This window comes from Marinobacter sp. CH_CUG1437-1 (assembly GCF_037029655.1).
GTDB classification, from domain to species: Bacteria; Pseudomonadota; Gammaproteobacteria; order Pseudomonadales; family Oleiphilaceae; genus Marinobacter; species Marinobacter salsuginis.
Genome location: NZ_JAYMEW010000001.1, coordinates 617,824 through 643,452, shown reverse-complemented (window position 1 = coordinate 643,452; position 25,629 = coordinate 617,824). Strand labels below are relative to the sequence as shown.

The 25,629-nt window shown below is 56.2% G+C and carries 24 protein-coding genes and 1 riboswitch; of the genes, 6 read left to right on the top strand and 18 right to left on the bottom strand.

What is annotated here, in order from left to right; genetic code table 11:
- Nucleotides 1-48 precede the first annotated feature (48 nt).
- The 3 genes from WA411_RS02935 to WA411_RS02925 form a co-directional block, all read right to left on the bottom strand.
- Nucleotides 49-381, bottom strand: coding sequence for a putative quinol monooxygenase (locus WA411_RS02935; protein WP_291904808.1), 333 nt, complete (start codon nucleotides 379-381; stop codon nucleotides 49-51).
- Between the two features lie 88 nt (nucleotides 382-469).
- Nucleotides 470-784: a HigA family addiction module antitoxin gene (locus tag WA411_RS02930; protein WP_136630123.1), complete on the bottom strand. Its 315-nt coding sequence runs from the start codon at nucleotides 782-784 to the stop codon at nucleotides 470-472.
- Between the two features lie 10 nt (nucleotides 785-794).
- Nucleotides 795-1,073: a type II toxin-antitoxin system RelE/ParE family toxin gene (locus WA411_RS02925; protein ID WP_136630122.1), complete on the bottom strand. Its 279-nt coding sequence runs from the start codon at nucleotides 1,071-1,073 to the stop codon at nucleotides 795-797.
- A 163-nt stretch (nucleotides 1,074-1,236) separates the two neighbouring features.
- Here WA411_RS02925 and WA411_RS02920 point away from each other — a divergent pair, with 163 nt between their 5' ends.
- Both WA411_RS02920 and WA411_RS02915 read left to right on the top strand, forming a co-directional pair.
- Nucleotides 1,237-1,476: a type II toxin-antitoxin system ParD family antitoxin gene (locus WA411_RS02920; RefSeq protein ID WP_291904812.1), complete on the top strand. Its 240-nt coding sequence runs from the start codon at nucleotides 1,237-1,239 to the stop codon at nucleotides 1,474-1,476.
- Nucleotides 1,476-1,772, top strand: a complete 297-nt coding sequence (locus WA411_RS02915) for a type II toxin-antitoxin system RelE/ParE family toxin (protein WP_291904814.1) — start codon at nucleotides 1,476-1,478, stop codon at nucleotides 1,770-1,772. Before WA411_RS02920 ends, WA411_RS02915 begins: the two co-directional genes overlap by 1 nt.
- A 176-nt stretch (nucleotides 1,773-1,948) precedes the next feature.
- Here the strand turns inward: WA411_RS02915 and WA411_RS02910 are convergent, their stop codons facing one another.
- Together WA411_RS02910 and WA411_RS02905 are read right to left on the bottom strand one after the other, a co-directional pair.
- A complete protein-coding gene (locus tag WA411_RS02910; protein WP_291904816.1) occupies nucleotides 1,949-3,007 on the bottom strand; it encodes a ribonucleotide-diphosphate reductase subunit beta in 1,059 nt (352 codons plus the stop codon).
- A gap of 30 nt (nucleotides 3,008-3,037) precedes the next feature.
- Nucleotides 3,038-5,803, bottom strand: coding sequence for a ribonucleoside-diphosphate reductase subunit alpha (locus WA411_RS02905; protein WP_291904818.1), 2,766 nt, complete (start codon nucleotides 5,801-5,803; stop codon nucleotides 3,038-3,040).
- A 127-nt stretch (nucleotides 5,804-5,930) separates the two neighbouring features.
- Nucleotides 5,931-6,109, bottom strand: a riboswitch (cobalamin riboswitch).
- 202 nt (nucleotides 6,110-6,311) lie between these two features.
- Here WA411_RS02905 and WA411_RS02900 point away from each other — a divergent pair.
- Nucleotides 6,312-6,992 carry a DUF3047 domain-containing protein gene (locus WA411_RS02900; protein WP_291905800.1) on the top strand — a complete coding sequence of 227 codons (681 nt, stop codon included), beginning with the start codon at nucleotides 6,312-6,314 and terminating at the stop codon, nucleotides 6,990-6,992.
- Between the two features lie 14 nt (nucleotides 6,993-7,006).
- Here the strand turns inward: WA411_RS02900 and WA411_RS02895 are convergent, their stop codons facing one another.
- Nucleotides 7,007-7,810: a substrate-binding periplasmic protein gene (locus WA411_RS02895; RefSeq protein WP_291904820.1), complete on the bottom strand. Its 804-nt coding sequence runs from the start codon at nucleotides 7,808-7,810 to the stop codon at nucleotides 7,007-7,009.
- A 124-nt stretch (nucleotides 7,811-7,934) separates the two neighbouring features.
- Nucleotides 7,935-9,440 carry a sodium/proton antiporter NhaB gene (gene nhaB / locus WA411_RS02890; protein ID WP_291904822.1) on the bottom strand — a complete coding sequence of 502 codons (1,506 nt, stop codon included), beginning with the start codon at nucleotides 9,438-9,440 and terminating at the stop codon, nucleotides 7,935-7,937.
- Nucleotides 9,441-9,824: 384 nt separating this feature from the next.
- On the opposite strand from nhaB, the gene WA411_RS02885 reads away from it, so the two are divergent.
- The 3 genes from WA411_RS02885 to WA411_RS02875 are packed head-to-tail and all read left to right on the top strand — an operon-like array spanning nucleotide 9,825 to nucleotide 15,040.
- On the top strand, nucleotides 9,825-11,894 hold the full coding sequence (locus tag WA411_RS02885; protein WP_291904825.1) for a TonB-dependent siderophore receptor: 2,070 nt from the start codon (nucleotides 9,825-9,827) through the stop codon (nucleotides 11,892-11,894).
- A 28-nt stretch (nucleotides 11,895-11,922) separates the two neighbouring features.
- The gene (locus WA411_RS02880; protein WP_291904826.1) at nucleotides 11,923-12,864 is read left to right on the top strand and encodes an AraC family transcriptional regulator; all 942 of its coding nucleotides are present in this window, start codon (nucleotides 11,923-11,925) and stop codon (nucleotides 12,862-12,864) included.
- A 46-nt stretch (nucleotides 12,865-12,910) separates the two neighbouring features.
- Nucleotides 12,911-15,040, top strand: a complete 2,130-nt coding sequence (locus tag WA411_RS02875; protein WP_291904828.1) for a TonB-dependent siderophore receptor — start codon at nucleotides 12,911-12,913, stop codon at nucleotides 15,038-15,040.
- A 46-nt stretch (nucleotides 15,041-15,086) separates the two neighbouring features.
- On the opposite strand, the gene glmS is transcribed toward WA411_RS02875, so the two are convergent.
- From glmS to WA411_RS02820, 11 genes are all read right to left on the bottom strand, one after another.
- Entirely contained in the window at nucleotides 15,087-16,919 is a 1,833-nt protein-coding gene (gene glmS, locus WA411_RS02870) for a glutamine--fructose-6-phosphate transaminase (isomerizing) (RefSeq protein ID WP_291904831.1), read from the bottom strand.
- Nucleotides 16,920-16,949: 30 nt separating this feature from the next.
- Nucleotides 16,950-18,314: a bifunctional UDP-N-acetylglucosamine diphosphorylase/glucosamine-1-phosphate N-acetyltransferase GlmU gene (gene glmU / locus WA411_RS02865; protein WP_291904832.1), complete on the bottom strand. Its 1,365-nt coding sequence runs from the start codon at nucleotides 18,312-18,314 to the stop codon at nucleotides 16,950-16,952.
- 149 nt (nucleotides 18,315-18,463) lie between these two features.
- Nucleotides 18,464-18,886, bottom strand: coding sequence for a F0F1 ATP synthase subunit epsilon (locus WA411_RS02860; protein WP_008172596.1), 423 nt, complete (start codon nucleotides 18,884-18,886; stop codon nucleotides 18,464-18,466).
- A 47-nt stretch (nucleotides 18,887-18,933) separates the two neighbouring features.
- Nucleotides 18,934-20,328 carry a F0F1 ATP synthase subunit beta gene (atpD, locus tag WA411_RS02855; RefSeq protein WP_069182392.1) on the bottom strand — a complete coding sequence of 465 codons (1,395 nt, stop codon included), beginning with the start codon at nucleotides 20,326-20,328 and terminating at the stop codon, nucleotides 18,934-18,936.
- A 55-nt stretch (nucleotides 20,329-20,383) separates the two neighbouring features.
- Nucleotides 20,384-21,247, bottom strand: a complete 864-nt coding sequence (gene atpG, locus WA411_RS02850) for a F0F1 ATP synthase subunit gamma (RefSeq protein WP_008172593.1) — start codon at nucleotides 21,245-21,247, stop codon at nucleotides 20,384-20,386.
- Nucleotides 21,248-21,322: 75 nt separating this feature from the next.
- Nucleotides 21,323-22,867 (bottom strand): F0F1 ATP synthase subunit alpha, encoded by a 1,545-nt coding sequence (atpA, locus tag WA411_RS02845; RefSeq protein WP_136630338.1) that lies wholly within the window; start codon nucleotides 22,865-22,867, stop codon nucleotides 21,323-21,325.
- A gap of 28 nt (nucleotides 22,868-22,895) precedes the next feature.
- A complete protein-coding gene (locus WA411_RS02840) occupies nucleotides 22,896-23,432 on the bottom strand; it encodes a F0F1 ATP synthase subunit delta (RefSeq protein ID WP_069182394.1) in 537 nt (178 codons plus the stop codon).
- Between the two features lie 15 nt (nucleotides 23,433-23,447).
- On the bottom strand, nucleotides 23,448-23,918 hold the full coding sequence (locus WA411_RS02835) for a F0F1 ATP synthase subunit B (RefSeq protein ID WP_174805021.1): 471 nt from the start codon (nucleotides 23,916-23,918) through the stop codon (nucleotides 23,448-23,450).
- A 69-nt stretch (nucleotides 23,919-23,987) separates the two neighbouring features.
- The gene (atpE, locus tag WA411_RS02830) at nucleotides 23,988-24,245 is read right to left on the bottom strand and encodes a F0F1 ATP synthase subunit C (RefSeq protein WP_012138088.1); all 258 of its coding nucleotides are present in this window, start codon (nucleotides 24,243-24,245) and stop codon (nucleotides 23,988-23,990) included.
- Between the two features lie 75 nt (nucleotides 24,246-24,320).
- Nucleotides 24,321-25,193, bottom strand: coding sequence for a F0F1 ATP synthase subunit A (gene atpB / locus WA411_RS02825; RefSeq protein ID WP_069182395.1), 873 nt, complete (start codon nucleotides 25,191-25,193; stop codon nucleotides 24,321-24,323).
- Between the two features lie 19 nt (nucleotides 25,194-25,212).
- Nucleotides 25,213-25,611: a F0F1 ATP synthase subunit I gene (locus WA411_RS02820; RefSeq protein ID WP_069182396.1), complete on the bottom strand. Its 399-nt coding sequence runs from the start codon at nucleotides 25,609-25,611 to the stop codon at nucleotides 25,213-25,215.
- Nucleotides 25,612-25,629: the final 18 nt, after the last annotated feature.

The window sequence follows — 25,629 nt, the reverse complement described above, 5'->3', positions numbered from 1 at the left end:
TGGCGTGGATAGGGTGGCGCTTCTTGCTGAACGGGGGAAGGCTTTCAGTCAGTCCTGGTTGGGACTACGGGACTGATTGGCACGCAAGTAATCGTCACTGACTTCCAATTCATAAACGGTTTTCGATTGAACCAGGCAGTCGAGCATTTGTTTGCGTGCCCTGTGATATTTTTCATCGATTACGTGACGATCTTTCTGCCACGTTTCCCGATCAGGCCACTGAGCATAACCAACCAGGATATTCGGCTTGTCTGAAGTGTGGAGTCTTGAACCAAAACTACCACAGTGCTCATAGATCGCTTTCGTTACCTCAAGCCACGCTTCTCGAAATGAAGTCTCTGTGCCTTCCTTGATTTCAAACTCATAAACGGCAACAAACATTCATTTTCTCTCTGAGTGCTAACGCCCGGCTCACGCGCCGGTCTGGAGCCGCGAAGCGGCGGAAAACCGGTCGCTGTGCAGCCGATGATTATGCCCTGCGCCCGATTTCTGATACAGCATTCCACGGGCGAATATTCTTAAGCTGATCCTCCAGAGCATCTTCTGCAATCTCAGTGTCGTAGGCAGCCTGAGCTCGCAACCAGTAGCCATTGGACAAACCGAAGAAACGACAGAGTCGAAGGTCCGTGTCTGCGGTTATCGAACGCTTTCCCGCAATAATCTGGCCGATCCTCTGAGCAGGCACCCCAATCTCCTTAGCCAATCGGTATTGAGAAATACCCATAGGCTCAAGGAACTCCTCCTTCAGTAACTCGCCTGGCGTTACAGCTTCAATGTTGCGCATGAGTTACCTCCTAATGGTAATCAACAATTTCCACATCTTCCGCGCCAGCCTTGGTCCAACGGAAGCAAACCCGGAACTGCTTGTTAATTCGAATGCTGTGCTGACCTTGGCGGTCACCATGCAACGGTTCCAACATATTCCCGGGCGGTACTTTAAGATCATCCAACTGGCTTGCAGCCTGGAGTTGCCGAATTTTCCTCAAAGCAACTCGTTCATAACTGACGAAGCGTCTGACGCGGCGTCCGCTTGCCAGCTTCTCGGTATCCTTACACTTGAACGATATGATCATGAGGAAATAATGACGCAGCGCGTTATTATAGTCAAGCGTTACTATTCAGAATAGTGTGTGGAGAGGGGCATAACGCCCGCAATCAGGCGCTTGTCGCGTGGATTGCATTGTTATGGCAGCTGGATCAAAATGTACCAATTATTGGTACTAGCGAGGTGGCATCATGCAAAAGAACACCAGCATCACTTTAGGCCAACATTTTGATGCGTTCATTGCAGAACAGCTCAAAAATGGCCGATACAGCTCAACCAGCGAGGTAGTTCGTGCAGCACTACGCCTACTTGAGGAGTCCGAAACACGCCTGACCACAATTCGTAAACTGCTCAAGGAAGGCGAGGACAGTGGTTTTGAAGACTACTCCTATGACTCGTTTATTCGCGAACTGGACAACGAAGGGCGCTGATGCCAAAGTTTAAGCTTTCCAAGAAGGCCAAAGCTGACCTCAAATCTATTGCCCTATACACGGAACGTGAATGGGGCCGTGATCAACGAAACCACTATATTCTTCAGTTTGACCAATGCTTCCACCTTCTGGGTGAAAATCCAAGTCTGGGGCAAGCATGCGATGAGATAAGTCCAGGCTACCGACATTACCCTCAGGGAAGCCACATCATATTTTATCGGCTAGCCACCGAGGGTATTGTTGAAATTATCCGCATCCTGCACAAACGCATGTTACCTGAGGGGCATCTGCTTTAGGGCATAACAGCTAATTATACGAACGCGTTCGTATATCACCCGTTCGTAAAACTCCAATAAAAAATGCTCAAGACAAAACGAATTTATTAGATAAAACAATCGTTTGAGCACCAACTACCACGGCTACCGCCGGAGTAATGCGAACGTGTTCGTACAACTCCGGCCGTTCAGGCGGGCTACCACTCCAGCTGAGCCCCGGTCTGGTATTCGATCACCCGTGTCTCGAAGAAGTTCTTTTCCTTGCGCAAGGTGGCCTGTTCATCCAGCCAGGGCGAGACATTCTTCGCACCGGGGAACGGCTCTTCCAGGCCGACCGTGCGGGCACGGCGGTTGGCGACGAAGCGAAACTGCTCGCTGTGGTACTCGGCCGAATAACCGAGAATCGGGTCCCGCAGGATGTAATCTGCATAGGCCTTCTCGGCGGCTTCGGATTCGTCCCACATCTCGCGCACGGCCTTCGGATCGAAGGTGATGTTCTCCTCCTCCACGATCTGGTTCACCACCTTCAAGCCAAAGGAGAAGTGCATGGCCTCGTCCCTCAGGATGTATTGCAGTTGCTCGCCGGTGCCGCGCATCAGACCCCGGCGCTGCAGGGCGAAGATGGGGCTGAAGCCGTTGTAGAACCAGGTGCCTTCAAACACGGCCGCGAAAAACAGGTAGGACATGATGAATTTCTGCAGGTCGTCCTTGTTACGCAGGTTCATGTCTGGCCGCATGGCCGCATCCAGCCGGCGGTTAGCGATCTGGATCTTGCCGTTGATGGCAGGCACCACGCGGTAACGGTTGTAGATCTCGCTCTGGTCCAGGTTGAGGGTTTCGATGCAGTGCTGGTAGGCCCAGGTGTGCATGGCTTCCTCGTATACCTGCCGGGCCTGGTAGATCTGCAGCTCGGGCGCGCTCATCTTCTCCATCACCGCCAGGCCGATGTTGCGCATGGCCAGGATGTCGGAGGTGGTGAGGTAAGCCAACACGTTCTCGTACACATGTTTTTCCGGCGCAGTCAGCCGGTGGTGGTAGTCGTGAACGTCCTGGGCCATGTTCACGTCCAGGGGGGTCCAGTGGTTTTTGTTGGCGTTCATGAAGTACTCCCAGGCCCAGGGATACTTGAACGGCGCCAGCTGGTTGATGTCGGTCTCGCCGTTGATGACGCGTTTGTCGTCCACATTTACCGGCGCCGGAGCGCCGGGACTCGCCACTTTGGCTTCGGTTTTTGGTTCGTCGTCCCAATCAAGCATGGTTGTGCCTCGCAATCGTTGAGTGAGCAGTTACTGACAGGCTTCGCAGTCGGGGTCGTCGATGCTGCATACCTGGGGCTGCGGCGCTGCGACCGGGGCCGTTTTTTCGGCACCGGTGGCGCCCAGGGAGCGCAGGTAATAGGTGGTTTTGAGTCCACGTTCCCAGGCCAGCTGGTACAGGGCGTCCAGCTTTTTGCCGCTGGGTTCGGCCATGTACAAATTCAGGCTCTGGGCCTGGTCCAGCCACTTCTGGCGCCGGGCGGCGGCTTCCACCAGCCATCTTGCGTCGATTTCGAAGGCGGTGGCGTAACGGGCCTTGAGTTCCGCCGGGATGCGGTCGATCTGCTGAACGCTGCCATCGAAGTACTTGAGGTCGTTCACCATCACGTTGTCCCACAGACCTTCGGCCTTGAGGTCACGAACCAGCGATGGATTGACCACCGTAAACTCGCCGGAGAGGTTCGATTTCACGAACAGGTTCTGGTACGCCGGCTCAATGGACTGGGACACACCCACGATGTTGGAAATCGTGGCCGTGGGGGCAATGGCCATGACGTTACTGTTGCGCATGCCGTTTTTCGCGATCAGTTCACGCACCGGCGACCAGTCCAGCCGGGCGTTGGTGTTTACGGACAGGTCCCCTTCCCTGCGGTTCTCCTTCAGCAGGTTGATGGAGTCGATCGGCAGGATGCCCTGCTGCCAGAGAGAACCTTCGTAGCTTTCATAGGCGCCTCGCTCACCTGCCAGCGTGGCCGACGCACGGATGGCGAAGTAGCTGAGCTGCTCCATGGCCACGTCGGCAAACTCCACCGCTTCCGGGCTGGAGTACGGCAGGCCCAGTTGATAGAGCGCGTCCTGGAAACCCATGAGGCCAAGGCCGACCGGGCGATGCCTGAGGTTGGAGTTCCGGGCCTGGGGTACGGCGTAGTAGTTGATGTCGATAACGTTATCGAGCATGCGCACGGCGGTGTTCACCGTCTGTTCCAGGCGCTGCACATCCAGCTCGCCGTTGGCGATATGCGCGGCCAGGTTCACGGAACCGAGGTTGCATACGGCGATCTCTTCGGCACTGGTGTTCAGGGTGATTTCCGTGCACAGGTTAGAGCTGTGCACCACGCCCCGGTGCTGCTGTGGCGAACGCAGGTTGCACGGGTCCTTGAAGGTGATCCAGGGGTGGCCGGTTTCGAACAGCACGGTGAGCATCTTGCGCCACAGCTGCTTGGCCGGGATTTTCTTAAACAGCTTGATCTTGCCCTGTTCGGCCAGCGCCTCGTAATGCTCGTAGCGTTCCCGGAAGGCGTTGCCGTACAGGTCGTGCAGATCCGGCGCATCGCTGGGGGAGAACAGGGTCCAGTCACGGTCTTCGCGCATGCGCTCGATCAGCAGGTCGGGCACCCAGTTGGCGGTATTCATATCGTGGGTGCGGCGGCGTTCGTCGCCGGTGTTCTTACGCAGTTCCAGGAATTCCTCGATGTCCAGGTGCCAGCTTTCCAGGTAGGCGCACACCGCGCCCTTGCGCTTGCCGCCCTGGTTTACCGCCACCGCGGTGTCATTGACTACTTTCAGGAAAGGCACCACACCCTGGCTCTGGCCGTTGGTGCCCTTGATGTGGGAGCCCAGCGCACGGACTGGCGTCCAGTCGTTACCCAGACCGCCCGCCCATTTCGACAGCATGGCGTTGTCGCGGATGGCGCCGTAGATGTCTTCAAGGTCGTCGCCCACCGTCGTCAGGTAACAGGACGACAGCTGGGAGTGGCGGGTACCGCTGTTGAACAGCGTGGGTGTGGACGCCATGTAGTCGAACGACGACAACAGGTTGTAGAACTCGATGGCGCGGGCGTTCGGGTCGTCTTCCCGCAGGGCCAGGCCCATGGCCACGCGCATGAAGAAAACCTGTGGCAATTCGAGGCGGGCCTTGTTCCAGTGCAGGAAGTAGCGGTCGTACAGGGTTTGCAGGCCCAGGAAGCCGAACTGCAGGTCACGCTCCGGTTTCAGGGCGGCTCCCAAACGCTCCAGGTCGAAAGCGGCCAGGGCTTCGTCCAGCAGTTCATAACGAATACCTGCCTCGATAAAGGCACTCAGGGCCTGTGGATAAATCTCCGCCAAGGGCAAACTGATGGGCAGGCCAAGGGCGGCGGCATTCTCCAGGCGAAGTTGCTCAAGGAGCAGGCGCGCGGTGACGGCACTGTAGTCCGGCTCCCGCTCAATCCGGCTGCGGGCGGTCATGATCAGCGCCGACAGAACGTCTTCTTCAGCGATGCCGTCATAGAGGTTGGTCAGGGCATCTTCCACCAGGGAGTCACCGTCGATGCCCTCCAGCCCTGTGGCGGCCTGCTCCACCTGCAATTTCATCAGGCCCAGGTCCAGGGGAGCGATTTCGCCGCTAGTCTTTTTCACCGTCAGATGGGGGTGTGCCTCAACCGGGGCGTGACGGGCACGCTCGCGGGCATGCTCCTCCCGGTACAGCACGTAGGCGCGGGCCACCTTCTGTTCTTCGGCCCGCATGAGAGCCAGTTCCACCTGATCCTGGATGTCTTCGATATGAACCTTGCCACCGGCTTTCAGGCGGCGACCGATGGCCTGGATCACCTGGTCAGTCACCCGATGTACGGCATCGTTGATTCGGGCAGAGCCGGCGGCCTTGTCACCTTCGACGGCGAGGAAGGCTTTGGTCACGGCAATGCTGATCTTCGACGGGTCGAAGCCGACAAGGGTGCCGTTGCGCTTGATGACCTGAAGGGATTCGGTGTCGGTGTGCGAAGTTGGCCGGGGTTCGGCCAGGGCTGAGGCAGACATGTGTGTTCTCCTGAATACGCGTTGAATTCCTTTCACCATCGCGTACGCAGGGGCACACCTCGCCAGAGGAATGGCTGGGCATAACCGGTCTGCTCACCCTGGGTCGCGAAGGTGCAGTCAGGAGCTGTGAAGCTCCGTATCCCTGGCAGGTCTTCGGACTCAGGGGCGTGAATCGTTCGATTCGGCCTCGCTCGGCGACTTCCCGGTATCAACCAGTGTCGTAATGCCGTGCTTGTTCCCCAATACCGCTGCGCGTCAGTTCCGGAGTCTCACCGGATTCCCGATACCAGAATGTGTGGGGTGATCACGCGCTGACCGATTTGGTTACGCACTGATCACTACATCTGGTATTTGACCAAGGATGAAAACACTATATACGGGTAGCTTTTGCAGGACAAGGCACTTTCCGGTAAAAGATTTGTCTGCAACGGAAATACCCCGAAAGAGGAGAGGCACGATGAAGAAGGTCGGTTACGGAACAATCTGGGGCCTGCTCCTCGTTTCCTTGATGCTGTCTGCGCCCGCCAGTTCGCAGGAGGCCGCTTTAACACCCTTCTCCCGGATGCAGTCCCTCAATGACGGCTGGGAACCTCTGGAGTTTCCCAAGATCGATGAGCTCAGTCGGTATGAACTGACCACCGAAGATGGTCAGCAGGTTGTCAGGGCCACCACCGAAGGTGGGGCATCTGGCCTCATTGCCCGGGTACGATTGGAGCCCGCCGATTCACTGATTCTGCAGTGGCGCTGGAAGGTCTCGAACGTGTTCGAGAAGGGTGATGCCCGGGAAAAGTCAGGTGACGATTATCCTGCCAGGATCTACGTTGCGTTCGAGTTCCAGCCTGAAAAAGCAGGCTTCTTCGAACGCGCCAAACGCAAGACGGTTGAAGTGTTATTCGGAGAGTCCCTCCCGGGCAACGCTCTGAACTACATCTGGGCCAATAGCCTGCCCAAGGGCGAGATCGTGCCCAACCCTTACACCGAGAAAACCATGATGATCGCGGTGAATTCAGGATCAGAACAGGTCGGTGAATGGGTCACCGTGGAACGTGACATTATGGCCGACTACCGGAAAGCGTTTGGTGAGGAACCACCACCGGTGGTCGGAATTGCCATTATGTCGGATTCCGACAACACCGGGGAAAAAGCAACGGCCTGGTATGGGGATATCTTTCTTGATCCCGAATCGTGAACACCAAAAGATGGTTATCGGTATTGTTCTGGAAAGCCCGGTATCACAAAGCTCTCGTCGAACTCCCGTATCGGGGGCACTTCACCCTGTTCAGCCAGACGCAGGTAGGCATCGTCAAACTCTTCACGCAAAATCGCTGCTCTGGGATTAGCAAGCGAAAACAGCCAGGTTAGATTTCTTAAACGAATCTCTGATTCGCGAATCTTCTCGTCTTCGGACATTGCCAGAGTTTCCAGAACTGGATCCCGGTGTCCGAACAAGTATTGTCCGCGGCCAAGCTTGAGCATGTCCAAAGCCGCTCGAAAATTGGGTGCCTGAGTGACGTCAATTGAACTCTCGCCTTCCAGCCAATACAAAAGCCCGCCATAGGTGTAACCAGCAATCGTGATTACTGTCTTACCCTGCAACTGATCAAAATGGGACAGTGGTTCTGTTCCCTCCAGATACCAGGCGCTCAATTGGGAAGCGAAGGGACTCACCCAGGTTTCGAGAACTTCACCCTTTAGAGCCGGGACGTTGGCTGATCCAGGCCAAACATCAATCCGGCCGTTGCGCAAATACAGGTAAACACGACTGATGGGAAGGTGGAGAAATTCCGGTTCATAGCCCGCTTCGATCGCCACTTTTCGGGTAATCTCAATGAAAGTACCCGCCGGACTGCCATCGGCTTTCTGATAGGTCATCGGTGGAAAGTCGACATAGGCGATTTTGAGCAGTTTGCTGGCTGTTCCCGCTTCAGCGAGCGCGCCCGATGCTAAAAATAATCCTGCCAGCAATGCACAAATTCGGATACTGACAAAGCGCATGGCTTCAGACATCAGGGAAAGGCGGGCTGGGAAGTTTCTTGGCATGGAATCCGTGTTGTTGTGATCTGTTTAAGCAAAGATTAACAGACCCGCGCAAATCTGCACTGACACCGCCCGCAAAAATCTGAACAGAATGTCAAATATGGTTAATAACCATGTACAGGCCCACACCGCCCATTACCAGCATATAGGGAAACGCCATGATCACCATCTTGCCGTAGGACAGACGAACCAGCGGCGCAATGGCAGACGTCAGCAGGAACAGGAAAGCCGCCTGGCCATTCGGAGTCGCCACACTGGGAAGATTGGTACCGGTGTTTATGGCAACCGCCAGCTTCTGGAAGTGATCATAGCTGATAGCACCTGCATCCAGGGCCTGCTTCACCTCACTGATATACACGGTGGCAACAAACACGTTATCGCTGATCATCGACAGTACGCCATTGGCAATAAAGAACATGCCCGGCTGCCGGGCTTCGGGAAGCGACAGAACGTAATCAATGATCGGCTTGAACAGGTGCTGTTCGTGGATCACTGCAACCACCGCGAAGAACACCACCAGCAGAGAGGTAAACGGCAGGGATTCCTGGAAAGCCTTTCCAATCTGATGTTCGTCGGTGACACCGGTAAATGAGGTAATCAGGATAATCACCAGAAGGCCAATCAAGCCGACCTCGGCCAGGTGGAATGCCAGGCCCACCACCAGAACTGCCGCAGCAAACGCCTGCACCCACAGTGCCGCCTGATCAGCCTTGGTACGCTCGGCCCGCTCGTTCTCGGCAAACTCTTCCAGCACCCGGCGCACGGGCTTGGGCAGGCGCCCGCCGTAGCCAAACCAGCGCAATTTCTCCAGAACCCAGCAGGTAAACAGCCCGGCCGCGAGGACCGGCAGACTCACCGGCGCCATATGCAGGAAGAAGCCGGCAAAATCCCAGCCCACCACCTTGGCAATCAGCAGGTTCTGCGGCTCGCCCACCATGGTGGCCACGCCACCCAAGGCTGTACCGATTGCACCGTGCATCAGCAGGCTGCGCAAAAAGGCCCTGAAGTTTTCCAGATCTTCCCGGTGCAGTTCGATCACTTCGTCGTCACTGCCAGCGTTGTGATCCTTGTGCTGATAGCCCTTACCGGAAGCCACCTTGTGGTAAACCGAGTAGAAACCCACTGCGACGCTGATGATTACCGCGGTCACCGTCAGGGCGTCCAGGAAAGCCGAAAGGATCGCCGCCGCGCAGCAGAACAATAATGACAGAGCCGACTTGGAGCGCACACCCACCAGAATCTGGGTGAACGTCACCAGCAGCAGCTCCTTCATGAAATAGATGCCCGCCACCATGAACATCAGCAGCAGGATAACCGGGAAATTGGTGAGCACTTCCAGATAGACCGCGTCCGGCGTGGTCAACCCGATCAGCAAGGCCTCCACGGCCAGCAGACCACCCGGCAGCAGCGGGTAGCACTTCAGGGCCATAGCCAGGGTAAAAATAAACTCCGCAATCAGAAGCCAGCCGGCCGTTCCCGGCCCCAGGGTCCACATGACAATCGGGTTGGCGACAAGAAACAACAGGATGACCTGCTTGTACCAGACAGGCGCCTTGCCAAGGAAGTTGTGGGTAAAGCCGGAAATAACGGTAGTGGGCATTACGGAAATCTTCTGAGAAAACGGGTTATTGGTATTGTGTGGCAGCAGGCCCGAATCTTCCTTGATATTTGCGTACCGGGGTATGGTCCAAAGGTACAAATCTGAGACCACTTTTGGTCTTAATAACAAAAAGAAAAGCTCAAAGGTCTCGCCAACACGACTATTTTCGTAACATTACTTAAATTAAACCCCTAATGCGACGGCATTTTAACCGATTTCCGCGGTCATGCGGTGATTTCATTAAAAATTTACCGTGTCATTTCTGTTCAAAACCACTGCATCTAAATGATATTCGTTTGCATTACGATTTATTTAAGAATAATATTCGGCGGATTTGATGACTTTCACCACTTAACCACTGTCCGCTATGAAGGTGTTCCCATTATGCCCGCCGTCGTTTTACCCAAGCCTTTGGCCCTCGCAATCCGTCTGACCCTGAGTATTGGTATTGCGACGGCGTCAACGCCACTTCTGGCGCAGGACGAAGCCGAAACCAGCCTGGATGCACTCGTGGTCTCAGCCACCGCACTGAAAGTTGAAACACCGCTGGTTGAAACACCAAGGCCAGCTTCCGTGGTCGATGAAGAAGAGCTTCGTGAGCGCAACGTACAATCCCTTGATGAAACATTCCGCTATCGCGCCGGCGTGGTTTCCGGCCACTACGGCGCGGACAACGACACTGACTGGTTCAAAATCCGGGGTTTCGACCAGGCCACCTATCAGGACGGCTTGCGCATCTATCGCGAGGGTTTCTATCAGTGGCTGCCGGAAACCTATGGCCTTGAACGCGTGGAACTTCTCAAGGGACCCGCGTCCATTCTTTACGGTGAGGCACCCCCGGGCGGCGTAATCAACGCCATCAGTAAACGCCCGACCGATCAGGCGCAGGGAGAACTGCAGATTCAGGCTGGCACCAACGAGCACCGCCAATTGGGTCTGGACACCTCAGGCCCGATTGGAGACAGCGACTCGGTCAGCTATCGCCTGGTTGGCCTGTACCGTTCCGCCGACGGTGATATTGACTATACCGAAAACGAGCGCTATTACCTGGCGCCCAGCCTGCGCTGGGATGTGTCCGAGGATACCTCCCTGACGTTCCTGGCGAGCCTTCAGAAGGATGATGCCGTACCCTACAATGGCTTCAAGCTGGCTTACGGCACGATCCAGGACACGCCCTTTGGCAAGGTTGAACCTTCCACCTTTTACGGCGAACCCGGATACGACACCAACGAACGTACCCAGTCCTCTGTCGGTTATAGCCTTTCACACCGCTTCAACAACACCTGGGAGTTTCAACAGGACACCCGTTACAGCGAGCTCGACCTGCTACTGCGCAGTATCTACATGTCTTTCCAGAGTGGCCCGAGAGAAGGGACCCGCGGGATCGTCTATCGCGATGGGGATCTGTCCAGCTGGACGGTGGATAATAGGCTGGTGGGCACCTGGTTTACTGACCGCACTGAAAACACCCTGTTGATTGGTGTGGACTATCAGGACCTCGAAACCAACGGTCTGGAGCTGGATAATTTCTCCTTTTCCACGATCGACATCTTCGACCCGACTTACGGTAATTTCACGCCGGTATCGCCTGCAGACCTGACCCGCCGAAACATCACCAAGGAGCAAACCGGCCTTTATCTCCAGAATCAGCTCCGACTGGACGACCGCTGGATTTTTCTCGCGGGCGCGCGGTACGACCAGGCTGAAGTGGTTGATCGCAACCTGACCGCGGATTCCCGGCAGAGAGCCGATGACGATCAGATATCTCTCTCCGGTGGGGTTATGTACCTGGCGGACAATGGCTTCTCGCCATACCTTTCGTGGACCGAGTCGTTCCAACCGATTGCCGGCGTGGATAACAACGGCAACCTTTACGAACCGCGGGTTGGTGAACAGTTGGAATTCGGCGTCAAATACGCTCCGAACAGTCTGGACGGCTATGTGACGGCGGCCATCTATAACATTGAGGAAGAAAACTCACTGGTCACCAGTCCTTCCGGCTTTCAGGTTCAGGAAGGCGTCAGGGAAACCCAGGGCTTTGAACTTGAGAGTGTCGCCTATCTGACCGAACAGCTCGAATTGACAGCTGCCTACACCTACAACGACGCGACAACGGACAACACCTCCGACAACCAGCCCGCGGCCGCTGCGAATCTGATCCCCCGTCATTCTGCGTCGGTTTGGCTGGACTACGCCTTCCAGGATTTTGCGCCGGGTCTGAAGCTCGGTGGTGGCGCCCGGTACGTTGGCAGTACCGACGACAGCTTCACAGGAACCGAGGTGCCTTCTTACACGGTGGTGGACCTGATGGCGCAGTACCAGTTCATGGAGAACTGGGTGGCACAGCTGAACGTGAACAACGTTGCTGATCGCGAATACGTCGCCAGCTGTGAGTTCTACTGTTACTACGGTGAAGAGCGCAGTGTAGTCGGAACCCTGAGCTATCGCTGGTAAATCCCCTGCCCGGTAACAGGAGTCCCCGATGACCCCGTCAAGCCGGCAAACCCAGCTGGGGAGGATCGGGAAGGTTCTGGATTACATCCACCTGAACCTGGACAAGCCGCTGGCCGTTACCAGCCTTGCCAGGATCGGGGGATGGTCCCGCTGGCAATTCAACCGCGTGTTCGCGTTCGAGACCGGTCAATGCGTCGGGCAGTATGTGAGGGAACTGCGGCTGAGCCTGGCGGCGGAAATGCTGCTGTTTACCAATCAGCGCATCATCGATATTGGTCTGGCCTGCGGCTTTGGCTCCGACATCAGCTTCAGCCGCAGTTTCAAACAGCATTTCGGGTGTCCACCGGCCCAATACCGGCGCCGCGGACTGCCGTGCCTGCTGAGCACGCCTTTATGTCTCGACCCGGCCCTTCTGCCAGATGCCTCCCTCCGGGCCCGAGTCCCTGCCATCCGGCTTGATTCAAGGCCGGCGTTCACCGTGGCCGGTCGCTCCGAGAAGATACGGGGACTGTTCTCGTCCAATCCTGATTTCAACGTCAAGGTCCCTGCGCTCTGGGGTTCGTTATCGGCCGCCGGGCTGCTACCAGAGGCGCAACCCAGGTTTGGCGTTATTGATCTCTCCGGGGGAGCGGGTCCCGAATTCCACTATCTGGCTGGTATTGAAACCGGTGAAGCCCATGCTTCTCAAGGTCTCGAAGTGCTTCAGGTGCCTGCCCAGAATTACGCGGTGGTCTCCTTTCAGGGCCCCATCCGCTCACTCGCTGAAATCCTGAAATGGTTTTTCAATGCCTGGCTTCCACATGCCGGCTGCAAGGCGGTCTATGGATTTGATGTGGAGGTCTACCCTCCGGAATTCGACACCCAGGCGCCGGAAGTGAGCATGGAATACTGGATTCCAGTCGTGCTTGAGACACCATTAATTACCGGCATGCACCAATCGGTTAAGTCCTGTTCAACCAGACAAATATAATGGGAATGATTCGCACTTAATTATTCGAGGTTTAACAGGACCCATTATGCATTCACACGTTATCAAACCCTCCGCACTGGCTGTTGCCATTGGCCTGGCTGTCAGCCAGATGGCTGCCGCAGACTCCAATGACCCCCTGGAACTGGACACCATGACGGTGTACGGCGAGACCTACCGAAACACCGCCACCAAGACGGCACTGGAACCGGGCGAAACCCCGCAAAGCATCTCCGTTCTGGACCAACAGGCCCTGGAAATGCGCGATGCGGACTCGGTTGCCTCAGCGCTTCGTTATGCGCCGGGTGTGAACACCGAGTTGCGAGGCGGGGCTGTGGGCCGACTGGATCTGTTCAGCATCCGCGGTTTTATCAACTACCAGAATTATTATGACGGCCTGCAACTGCTCTACAACGACTGGAATCTGCAGCCCCAGATTGATCTGAAGGCTGTGGAGCAAGTTGAGGTCTTCCGGGGCCCTACCTCGACGCTATACGGGTCCATGCCGCCGGGCGGGATGGTGAATCTGATCGGCAAACAGCCCTCCACCGAGAGCTTTAACAAGATTGAGGTGGCGGGTGGTTCCCGCAATCTGGCGGAAGCCTCCGTTGAGAGCCGGGGTCAACTGGGCGATTCCAGCCTGTCCTACAGCCTGGTGGGTCTGACCCGTACCCGGGATGGTCAGGCCGAAACCTCCGAGGAGGAGCGCCGCATGATCGCGCCGTCCGTGGATTGGCAGGTGAGCGAGGACACACTCATCAACTTCAACCTTTACTACCAGAACGATCCGGCCATGGGGATTTATACCACCCTGCCCGCTTCCGGTCTGTTCCTGCCCAACCCCAATGGCGAACTGCCGCAGGATGCCTTCTCCGGCGACGCCAACTGGAACGAGTTTGAAAAAGAGGTGTTGCTGGCCGGCTACAAGGTCAACCACAACATCAACGACAACTGGAATTTCCTGCAAAACTTCCGGTACACCGACGCGGAAGCGTTTCAGACCAACACCTACGGAACGGGTCTGGCCGCGGATGGCAGGACTCTCTCCCGACAGGCCTATCTTACAGATGAAACGACCACCGGCTTCACCGTGGACAACCAGTTTTCGGGACGCTTTCAGACCGGATCGGCCCGGCACAATATACTGGTGGGCCTGGATTACCTCAGTCTCGACTCAGACGTAATCTACGAGGATACCGCAGCCCCCGCCATCGATCTGTTTGATCCGGACTACTACCAGATCTCTCAAGACAACATAAATATAGAGAACACCGCACTGTCTTCTGACTTCAATATTCGCAAGAAGCAGCTTGGCATCTATTTCCAGGACCAGATCGAACTGAATCGGTTCGTGATCATTGGCGGCGTCCGCTGGGATGATTTCACCGGTGAGGAAAAAGGCAGACAATACGGTGGCACGGTCGACAGGAAGCTTGACCAGGACAACGTTTCCACTCGCGCGGGCGTGATGTATCGGGGTGCCAACGGCCTCTCTCCTTACATCAATTATGCCGAAAGCTTTGAGCCACAAACCGGCAGTGACCGCAATGGCAATGAGTTTGATCCGTCGACAGGCGACCAGTGGGAACTGGGTTTGAAATACCAGTCCCAGGATCAGCAAACATCAGCCAACCTTGCGTTTTACCAGATTACCAAGGACAACGTGCCGACTCGCGACCCCAACGGTGGCCCTTATGATCAGATCCAGGCCGGGGAAGTACGTTCCCAAGGCATCGAACTTGAAGCCCGGGCACAGCCCATCGACAGCCTGTTGGTTACCGCCAGCTACACGCTGCAGGATGTTGAGGTCACCAAGGACAATACCGGACTGAAAGGTCGAACGCCGGTCTGGGTACCCGAGCACCTTCTGTCTGTGTGGGCCGATTATGGCTTTTATGACGGACCTTTGAATGGCCTGGTTGCAGGCATTGGTGCCCGGTACATCGGCGAAGCTGAATACAACGCCGCCACCAATGAGGGGAAAGTACCGGATACAACACTGGTGGATATCGCCCTGCGTTATAGCCTCGGCCGAGTCTCCCACACGTTGCGAGGTACCGAACTGGGCCTGTCAGTTAACAACCTCACCGATGAGCGCTACTACAGCTGTTTCGACAGTTCCAACTGCTGGTTTGGGGAGGAGCGAACGGTAGAGGCGTCTGTTTCCTATCGCTTCTGAGGTTCTGCGGCTCTGACTGAAAAGCCCCGCGTATGCGGGGCTTTTTTCATTCAACGGTAACGCTTTTCGCCAGATTGCGGGGCTGATCCACATCAGTACCCTTCAGCACCGCCACATGATAGGACAGCAACTGCAACGGAACGGTGTAGACAATCGGGGCCGTAATCGGATGCACAGAAGGAATCTGCATCACGTGAAGGCCCTCTTCGGCTTTCACATCGGCCTTCTTATCCGCAAAGACAAACAGCTCGCCGCCGCGGGCTCGCACTTCTTCCAGGTTGGACTTCAGCTTCTCAACCAGATCATTGTTGGGCGCGACGGTGACCACCGGCATTTCGCTGTCGACCAGGGCCAGAGGACCATGCTTCAGTTCACCCGCCGGATAGGCCTCGGCGTGAATGTAGGAGATTTCCTTGAGCTTGAGGGCACCTTCCAGGGCAACCGGGAACTGGGAACCGCGGCCCAGGAACAGGCTGTGATTCTTGTCCATGAAGGCTTTGGACATTTCGGCAATCTCGGCATCCAGGGCCAGCACATCACTGACCTGGCCAGGCAGAAGATGGATGGCCTCAACGATCTCTGCTTCCTGCTCTTCCGGCAGCCCGTTGTGACGGGCCAGGGCCAGGGTGAAAAGGAGGAGTGCGGTCAATTGGGTGGTAAAGGCCTTGGTGGAGGCCACGCCGATTTCCGGTCCGGCCTGGGTCATGATCACCAGGTCGGATTCCCGCACCAGGGAACTGCCAGGCACGTTACAGATGGCCAGTGCCGCCCGGAAGCCGGCCTTCTTGGCCTGGCGCAGGGCCGCCAGGGTATCGGCGGTTTCGCCGGACTGGGAGATACACAGGAACAGGGTGTCCTGCTGGATCACGTGCTTGCGGTAGCGAAACTCAGAGGCCACTTCCACCGAGCAGGCAATACCAGCCAATTCCTCGATCCAGTAACGGGCCACCATACCGGCATGGTAACTGGTGCCGCAGGCAATGATCTGTACGTGACGAACGTTCTCAAGCAGATTTGCTGCCTCGGTACCCAATGCCTGTTCCAGCACCCGGGTTTTGGTGACCCGGCCTTCCATGGTGGCCTTGATCACTTTGGGCTGCTCGTAAATTTCCTTGAGCATAAAATGACGGTATTCGCCCTTGTCGGCCGAATCGGCGCCATGTTCGAAACGGGTTACTTCCCGCTCCACCGACTGACCCTCGCGATCGAGAACAGTGATGGCATCCTTGCGGACGTCGGCAATGTCCCCTTCCTCCAGGAACATGAAGCGATCGGTGACCGGCAGCAGCGCGAGCTGGTCCGACGCGATGAAGTTCTCACCGATACCCACGCCGATCACCAGGGGGCTGCCCTCACGGCACACCACCAGATGGTCGGGTTCATCGGCGTGAACAACGGCCAGGGCATAGGCGCCACGAAGACGGGCAATGGCGGCCCGTACCGAATCATGGAGATTCCCCAGGGTCCGATAGTTCTTCTCGATGAGGTGGGCAACGACTTCAGTATCAGTCTGGGAGGAAAACTCGAAACCATCCGCCCGCAGCTCTTCGCGCAGCTCCTGATAGTTCTCGATAATGCCGTTATGGACGATTGCGAGCCGCTCGCCGGACATGTGCGGGTGGGCATTGATCTGGGACGGCTCACCGTGGGTGGCCCAGCGGGTGTGCGCAATGCCCAGATGACCTGCAAGCGGGTTGGCTTTCATGGCGTCGCCGAGCGCGGCAACCTTGCCGACTTCCCTTGCACGCTGGACGCTGTGGTCACCACCGATCACGGCCATGCCCGCGGAGTCATACCCTCGATATTCCAGACGGCGCAGACCCTCAAGAAGGATGCCCTGAACGTCCCTTTCCGAAACCGCGCCTACAATTCCACACATGCTGCTCTACCTGTCTGTCGATCGTTTAAATCAGTGTTTCTTCGGCTTTTCCCAACCGGAGATATTCCGCTGTCGGCCCCGCGCCACGGCCAGCTCATGGTCTGCTACGTCACGGGTGATGGTCGACCCCGCACCAATGGTCGCCTCCGCGGCAACAGTCACCGGAGCTACCAGGGCCGTGTTGGAACCAACAAAGACCCCATCGCCGAGCACCGTCTGATACTTGTTAACACCATCATAATTACAGGTGATGGTTCCTGCACCCACATTCACATTACGACCCAGTGAGGCATCGCCCACGTAGCTCAGGTGGTTGATCTTGCTGCCTTCACCGACGATCGCCTTCTTGGTTTCCACAAAGTTGCCAACCTTGGTATTTGCGGCCAGTTCGGTGCCCGGACGAATTCGGGCAAATGGCCCAATCTGCGCGTGAGCGCCAATCACTGCCCCTTCGATCACACTGTTGGCCTTGATCTCGGCACCATCGGCAATGGTCGTATCCTTGATAACACAGCCCGGGCCAATGGACACGTTGCTGCCCAGGTTGACCTTACCCTCGAAGACCACGTTCACATCGATCCAGAGATCATTGCCAATTGTCAGCTCGCCACGAACATCCAACCGGGCAGGATCGGCGAGCGTGGCGCCTTCTGTCATCAGTCGGTCAGCCTGCTGACGCTGGAACCAGCGCTCCAGTTCCGCCAGCTGCAGGCGATTATTAACCCCCTGCACTTCAAAGGGATTCTCCGGCTGGGATACCGAAACACCCAGACCCTGATCCACTGCCATGGCAATGATGTCAGTCAGGTAGTATTCACCCTGGGCATTACTGTTGGAGAGGGTCGGCAGCCAGTTCTTCAGATGTTTTGCGGATACCGCCAGGATGCCGGTATTCACCTCGCGGATCTGCTGCTGCTCGGCAGACGCGTCTTTCTGCTCCACGATGGATTGCACCTTGCCATCAGCGTTTCGGACGATCCGACCGTAGCCCTGGGGGTTGTCCATAGTCACGGTCAAAAGTCCCAGGGTGTTGTCGTCAAGTGTCCCAACCAAGCCATCAAGGGTTTCATGTCGGGTGAGAGGCACATCACCGTACAGCACAAGAACCCGGGCATCATCCGGAAGATCCGGTAGCGCCTGCGCCACAGCGTGACCGGTACCCAGTTGTTCGCTCTGGGTTACCCAGTTTACCGAGGCCTCATCGGTAGTTTCGCGAACTTTCTCGGCGCCATGACCAATCACAGTGTGAATCTTTTCCGCGCCAAGCTGTTTCGCCGTTGCAATCACATGATGAAGCATGGGGCGGCCGGCAATCGGATGCAGCACCTTTGGCAATGCGGATTTCATTCTGGAACCCTGGCCGGCGGCCAGAATGACGACGTGTAGCGGGCTCATGGAAAAGTCAGGCTCCTGGAGTGTTGAGTCTCTGAATACTGAAAATAAAAAAACCGCACCCTTCAGGGCCGGATGGCCAACGTACCACGTTGGTCTTCCAGCCGCTCAGGATGCGGCTTCGGTGTTCGGCAAACCCGAAACGGAAATGCTTATCGCATTTTGTTACGCAGCTGCTGGATGGTACGAAGCTGAGCAACAGCTTCGGCCAGCTCTGCAGCTGCACGGGAGTACTCGAATTCACCGGTCTTGTTGGCAAGTGCTTTCTCGGCTTCTTTCTGAGCTTCGAGCGCGGCTGCTTCGTCCACATCCTTTGCACGAACCGCGGTATCCGCCAACAAAGTCACCAGATTGGGCTGAACTTCCAGATACCCGCCGGACACGTAAAGAATCTCTTCTTCACCGCCCTGCTTGATGATCCGAATAGGGCCCGGCTTCAGCTGGGTCAGCAGCGGAGTGTGACCCGGGGCAATACCCAGGTCACCTTCAGAACCGGCTGCGATCAGCATTTCCACCAATCCGGAATAGATCTTTGTTTCGGCACTTACCACATCACAATGCACGGTCATACCCATGTCAGTTGCCTCTTTGATCGATCCGGAAACAAATGCGTCGGCTCAGATTAGCTCTTTGCCTTGCTCTTCATTTCCTTCGCTTTCTCGACCGCTTCCTCAATGGTACCAACCATGTAGAACGCCTGCTCGGGCAATTCGTCATAGTCACCATTCAGGATGCCCTTAAAGCTGCTGATGGTTTCCTTGAGGGAAACGTACTTACCGGGGGAACCGGTGAATACTTCAGCAACGTGGAACGGCTGGGACAGAAAACGCTCGATCTTACGGGCACGGGCAACGGTCAGCTTGTCTTCTTCTGACAGTTCGTCCATACCCAGGATGGCGATGATGTCTTTCAGCTCCTTGTAGCGCTGCAGGTTAGTCTGCACGCCACGGGCCACTTCGTAGTGCTCCTGGCCGATAATCAGCGGATCCAACTGACGAGAGGTGGAATCCAGCGGATCGATCGCCGGGTAGATACCCTTGGAAGCGATGTCACGGCTCAGTACCACGGTCGCATCCAGGTGCGAGAAGGTGGTTGCAGGCGACGGGTCAGTCAAGTCATCCGCCGGTACGTAGACCGCCTGGATGGACGTGATGGAACCGTTCTTGGTGGAGGTAATACGCTCCTGCAGCTGACCCATCTCTTCAGCCAGAGTCGGCTGGTAACCTACCGCAGACGGCATACGGCCGAGCAGTGCGGATACTTCGGTACCGGCCAGGGTGTAACGGTAGATGTTGTCAACGAACAACAGTACGTCACGACCTTCGTCCCGGAACTTCTCAGCCATGGTGAGACCGGTCAGGGCCACACGCAGACGGTTTCCAGGGGGCTCGTTCATCTGGCCGTAAACCATGGCAACCTTATCGAGAACGTTGGACTCCTTCATTTCGTAGTAGAAGTCGTTACCTTCCCGGGTCCGCTCACCAACACCTGCGAATACGGAGAGACCGGAGTGCTCTTTCGCGATGTTGTTGATCAGTTCCATCATGTTTACGGTTTTACCAACACCGGCACCACCGAATAGACCAACCTTACCACCCTTGGCGAACGGGCAGATCAGGTCGATAACCTTGATGCCGGTTTCCAGTAGGTCCGCAGACGCTGCCTGGTCGGCATAGCCCGGGGCCTTACGGTGAATCGCCCAACGCTCTTCTTCGCCGATATCGCCGGCTTCGTCGATGGGGCGACCCAGAACGTCCATGATACGGCCCAGAGTCTGGGTACCAACCGGTACCGAAATCGGGTTACCGGTGTTTTCTGCTTTCAGGCCACGCTTCAGGCCTTCGGTGCTGCCCATGGCGATGGTACGAACAATGCCGTCACCCAGCTGCTGCTGGACTTCCAGAGTTGTTTCGCCACCTTCAAGCAGCAGTGCGTCATATACTTTGGGTACGGAGTCACGTGGGAATTCCACGTCGATAACCGCGCCAATGATCTGAACGATTTGTCCGCTACTCATGCTCGGTTCCTCGTTATCTTGATAGTCAATAAAACCAGTTGGATTGTGGGCTGGATCAGACCGAAGCGGCGCCGCTCACAATCTCCGATATCTCTTGGGTAATGGCTGCCTGACGCGCCTTGTTATAAGCCAGCTGAAGCTCGTCGATAATGCTACCGGCGTTGTCAGTTGCGCTCTTCATGGCGATCATCCGGGCTGCCTGTTCACATGCCAGATTTTCTACCACACCCTGGTACACCTGGGATTCAATAAAACGTGGCAGAAGGCCATCGAGGATCTGCCTGGCATCGGGCTCGTAGAGATAATCCCACTGGTTCTTGATCTCTTCCTCGTCTTCGCTCTCCGGCAGGGGCAGAAGCTGCTCCACCTTCGGGCTTTGGGTCATGGTGTTAACGAACTCGTTGCTGACCACGTACAGGCGATCAATCTTTCCTTCCGAGAACGCATCCAGCATAACCTTGACGTTGCCGATGAGTTTTTCAGAGCTCGGGCTGTCCCCCAGATGGGTCAGCGCCGCGACGACATTGCCGCCGTAGCTCCGGAAAAAGGAAGCCCCTTTCTGCCCGATGGCGCACAGATCGGTTTCCACTCCTTTTTCTTTCCACGCTTTCATTTCACGGACAAGCGCTTTGAACAGGTTAATGTTCAGACCACCGCAGAGGCCACGATCAGTTGACACCACGATATAGCCCACGCGCTTGACCTCGCGCTCGACCATGAACGGGTGTTTGTACTGAGCATTCGCCTTGGCAATGTGCCCGATCACCTGACGCATCTTGTCGGCATACGGGCGGGTTGCCTGCATGCGCTCCTGAGCCTTACGCATTTTACTCGCAGCCACCATTTCCATGGCGCTGGTGATTTTCTGCGTGCTCTTGATGCTTGATATCTGGTTACGTATTTCTTTGCCGACGGCCATAACTCACTGCCTTCTCAAGTTAGACACTCGTTGCTACGAAAAGCGGCCCGCGACAGTTGCCGCAGGCCCGTTTTCTTACCAGCTCTGAGTGGTCTTGAATTTCTCAAGTGCAGCTTTGAGGCCGGCAGCGATTTCGTCGTTGTAATCGCCTTTCTCGTTGATCTTGTCGAGGAGGTCTTTCTGCTCGGAGCGCATCCAGTCGAGCATCTGCGCTTCAAACTTCACTACCTTGTCGACATCAACGTCGTCCAGGAAGCCTTCGTTGGCTGCGAACAGAACCGTACCCATTTCAGCCACAGACATCGGGCTGTACTGGTTCTGCTTCATGAGTTCCGTTACACGCTGACCGTGCTCAAGCTGCTGACGGGTTGCTTCGTCGAGGTCGGAAGCAAACTGTGCGAAAGCGGCCAGTTCACGATACTGGGCCAGAGCCAGACGGATGTTACCGCCGAGCTTCTTCATGATCTTGGTCTGGGCGGAACCACCTACCCGGGATACGGAGATACCGGCGTTCATCGCCGGACGGATACCGGAGTTGAACAGGTTGGTTTCCAGGAAGATCTGACCGTCGGTAATGGAGATTACGTTGGTCGGTACGAACGCGGACACGTCACCAGCCTGGGTTTCGATGATCGGCAGGGCGGTCAGGGAACCGGTCTTGCCTTTCACTTCACCATTGGTCAGCTGCTCAACGTAGTCAGCATTTACACGGGACGCACGCTCCAGCAGACGGGAGTGCAGATAGAATACGTCACCCGGGTAGGCTTCACGGCCTGGCGGACGACGCAGCAGCAGGGAGATCTGGCGGTAAGCCACGGCCTGCTTGGACAGATCATCATAGATGATCAGGGCGTCTTCGCCACGGTCACGGAAGTATTCACCCATGGAAGTACCGGAGTACGGAGCCAGGAACTGCATCGCTGCAGGATCGGCGGCACCGGCGGCAACCACGATGGTGTGATCCATCGCACCGTGCTCTTCCAGCTTGCGCACAACGGCAGCGATGGAAGACTGCTTCTGACCGACGGCAACATAGATACACTTGATGCCGGTGTCTTTCTGGTTAATGATCGCGTCGATGGCGACAGCGGTCTTACCGATCTGACGGTCACCGATGATCAGCTCACGCTGGCCGCGACCGATCGGCACCATGGTATCGATTGCCTTCAGACCAGTCTGAACCGGCTCATCAACGGACTGACGTGCGATAACGCCCGGTGCAACCTTCTCGACCGGAGAGGTCAGGTCGGTACCGAGGTCACCCTTGCCGTCGATGGGGTTACCCAGCGCGTCAACAACGCGGCCCATCAGTTCCGGACCAACCGGCACTTCCAGGATGCGACCGGTGCAACGAACTTTCTGGCCTTCAGCCAGATCTTCGTAGTCGCCCAGCACAACCGCACCAACGGAATCACGCTCCAGGTTCAGAGCCATACCGAACGTGCCGTTGGCAAATTCAATCATCTCACCGTACATAACGTCGGCAAGACCGTGGATCAGCACGATACCGTCGGAAACCGACAGGATCGTACCTTCGTTCTTTGCTTCGGAAGAGATATCGAGTTTTTCGATTCTCTTCTTGATGATGTCACTGATCTCGGATGGATTCAGTTGCTGCATGCCAATATCCTCAAACCTTGTGCTGAAATCAGGAGCCCAGAGCGTCGGCCAGCTTGGTCAGCTTTCCGCGTACAGATGCGTCAATGACCAGATCGCCGGTGCGAATAATCACGCCGCCAATCAGAGACTTGTCCAATGACGCTGCGAGTGACACTTGCCGCTCGAGTTTCTTCGAAAGTGCCTGGGCGAGCTTCTGTTGCTGTTCGTCCGTCAGCTCGAAAGCCGCGGTGACATCGATATCAACAGTGCGCTCCAGATCAGCCCGGTACGTGTTGAAGAGCGCTGCAATCTCAGGAAGAAGAGTCAGCCGGCGGTTTTCAGCCAGTACAGCGAAAAAGTTGCGGACCTGATCGGTGACGCCCTCTTCGGCGACCTCCAGAATCAGCTCTGCCTTCTTCTGCTCTTCCAGACCCGGATTCGCGAGAAGCTGTCGAATGTCTTTGTTCGCGGTGACCTGCCCGGCAATTGTCAGCACCTGGGACCACTCAGCCAGCTGTTCATGCTCCTGAGCGGCACTAAATGCTGCCTTTGCGTAGGGACGGGCCAGCGTTCTCAGTTCTGCCATGATGAACCTCGTCGTTTAAAGTTCTGCCGCCAGTTTTTCCAACATCTCGTTGTGCTTGGAGGCATCGACAGAGGTTTCCAGGATCTTCTCAGCACCGGCAACGGCAATGGTGGCAATTTCTGCACGCAAAGCGTCACGAGCCTGATTGCGCTCCTGTTCAATTTCGGCCTTGGCCTGCTCAATCAGCTTCTGGCCTTCCTTGCGGGCGTCATCCTTGGATGCTTCCACAATCTGGGCCGCGCGCTTGTTGGCCTGTTCAATCAGACCAGCAGCTTGCTGCTTGGCTTCACGCAGTTCCTGAGCTGACTTTTCCTGAGCCAGTTCCAGATCGCGCGCAGCGCGGTCTGAGGCAGCCAGTCCGTCAGCGATCTTCTTTTGACGCTCCTGCAGTGCGGCCATGATTGGCGGCCACACATATTTCATGCAGAAGACGACAAAGATAAAGAACGCGATGGCTTGACCAATCATCGTCAAATTAATGTTCACGTCTTCACCTCTCGCCTGTTTTGTTAAGAATCATCTGACCGGGGCGAAACCCCGGCTCTGGCGACTCGATTAACCGGCGATCTGGCCGACAAACGGGTTGGCGAAAGTGAAGAACAGAGCGATACCAACACCGATCATGGTTACGGCGTCCAGCAGACCTGCAACGATGAACATCTTAACCTGCAGCATCGGGGTCATTTCCGGCTGACGCGCAGCGCCTTCCAGGAACTTGCCACCGAGGATACCAAAGCCAATCGCAGTACCCAGGGCACCCAGGCCAATCAGCAGTGCAACGGCAATAGCGGTCATTCCAACTACAGTTTCCATGATAACTCCCAGTTTTCAGTTAGGTTTTTCAGTTTAAGGGTTTAGGGTTTAGAACTACGGCTTAATGGTGTCCGATCAGTGACTGTCTTCGTGAGCCATGCTCAGGTACACGATCGTCAACATCATAAAGATAAATGCCTGCAGGGTGATAACCAGGATGTGGAAAATCGCCCAGGGAACAGACAGTGCCCACTGCGCCCAGAAGGGAAGCAGCGCAATCAGGATGAAGATCAGCTCGCCGGCGTACAGGTTACCGAACAGACGCAGTGCCAGTGAGATCGGCTTGGCGATCAGGCTCACGCCTTCCAGCAGCAGGTTGACCGGAACCAGAAGGATCTTCAGGAACATATTGTCGGAAGAGAAGGGGTGCAGTGTCAGTTCACCCACGAAGCCACCAACTCCTTTCACCTTCAGACTGTAGTAGATGATCAGCGCAAAGACAGACAGGGACATGCCCAGGGTCACGTTCACATCCGTGGTCGGAACCACCTTCATGTATTCCAGACCCATCAGGTGGAACAGCTGCGGCAGGAAATCCACCGGAACCAGGTCCATCAGGTTCATCAGGAATACCCAGCAGAAAATGGTCAGTGACAACGGAGCAATGACCTTGTTCTTTCCGTGGAAGGTTTCTTTCACGCTCTGGTCAACAAACTCGACCATCACTTCAACGAAGTTCTGGAGGCCCCCGGGCTGGTCCGAGGTAGCACGCTTGGCGGCCATTCGGAAAATGAACAGGAACAGGGCACCGAGCGCTACCGCCCAGCCCAGTGAGTCAATGTGCAATGCCCAGAAGCCCATGTCGGATGCTTCCTTGCCGGTGTGAGCCAGCGTCCAGGTTGCATCTTGAAGCACGGTTCCGTCGGCACGCTCATAGCCTGCCGGCAGCTTACCGTAGGTGAGGTTCTGGAGGTGATGCTGGATATATTCGGATGCACTTCCTGCCATAACGGTTTCCCAGGTCCAGTTAGCTTTGCTGCGTATTGCTGCCCGCCAGTAGCGGTGTCAACCAGTTGGTGACCAGCATGATCGCAAATGTTAAAAAAAGTGCCGCTATATCAAGCGGCTGAATCCATTTGAACACCATCGTGAAAAGGATGGCGCACAGGATGAGCTTGCCGGCCTCACCCTGGTAAAAAGAAGTCATGATCTTCTTGGCAGACCGCGCGCCGGCGTAGCGGAATGCCTTGAGCGCAAAATAACCATGGGGGATCAGAAAGATAAGTCCGCCCAGCAGCGCTGAATAACCGGAAACCTGGCCTCGCAAGAGAAACGCCAGGCTGACGAAGACAAGTACCACACCTTCTATTACAAACCATCGTGCGATGGGCGGGCGGCGAATACCGCCTGAAACTGCCTTCGTCATGTTCGTCCCGGAAGTACG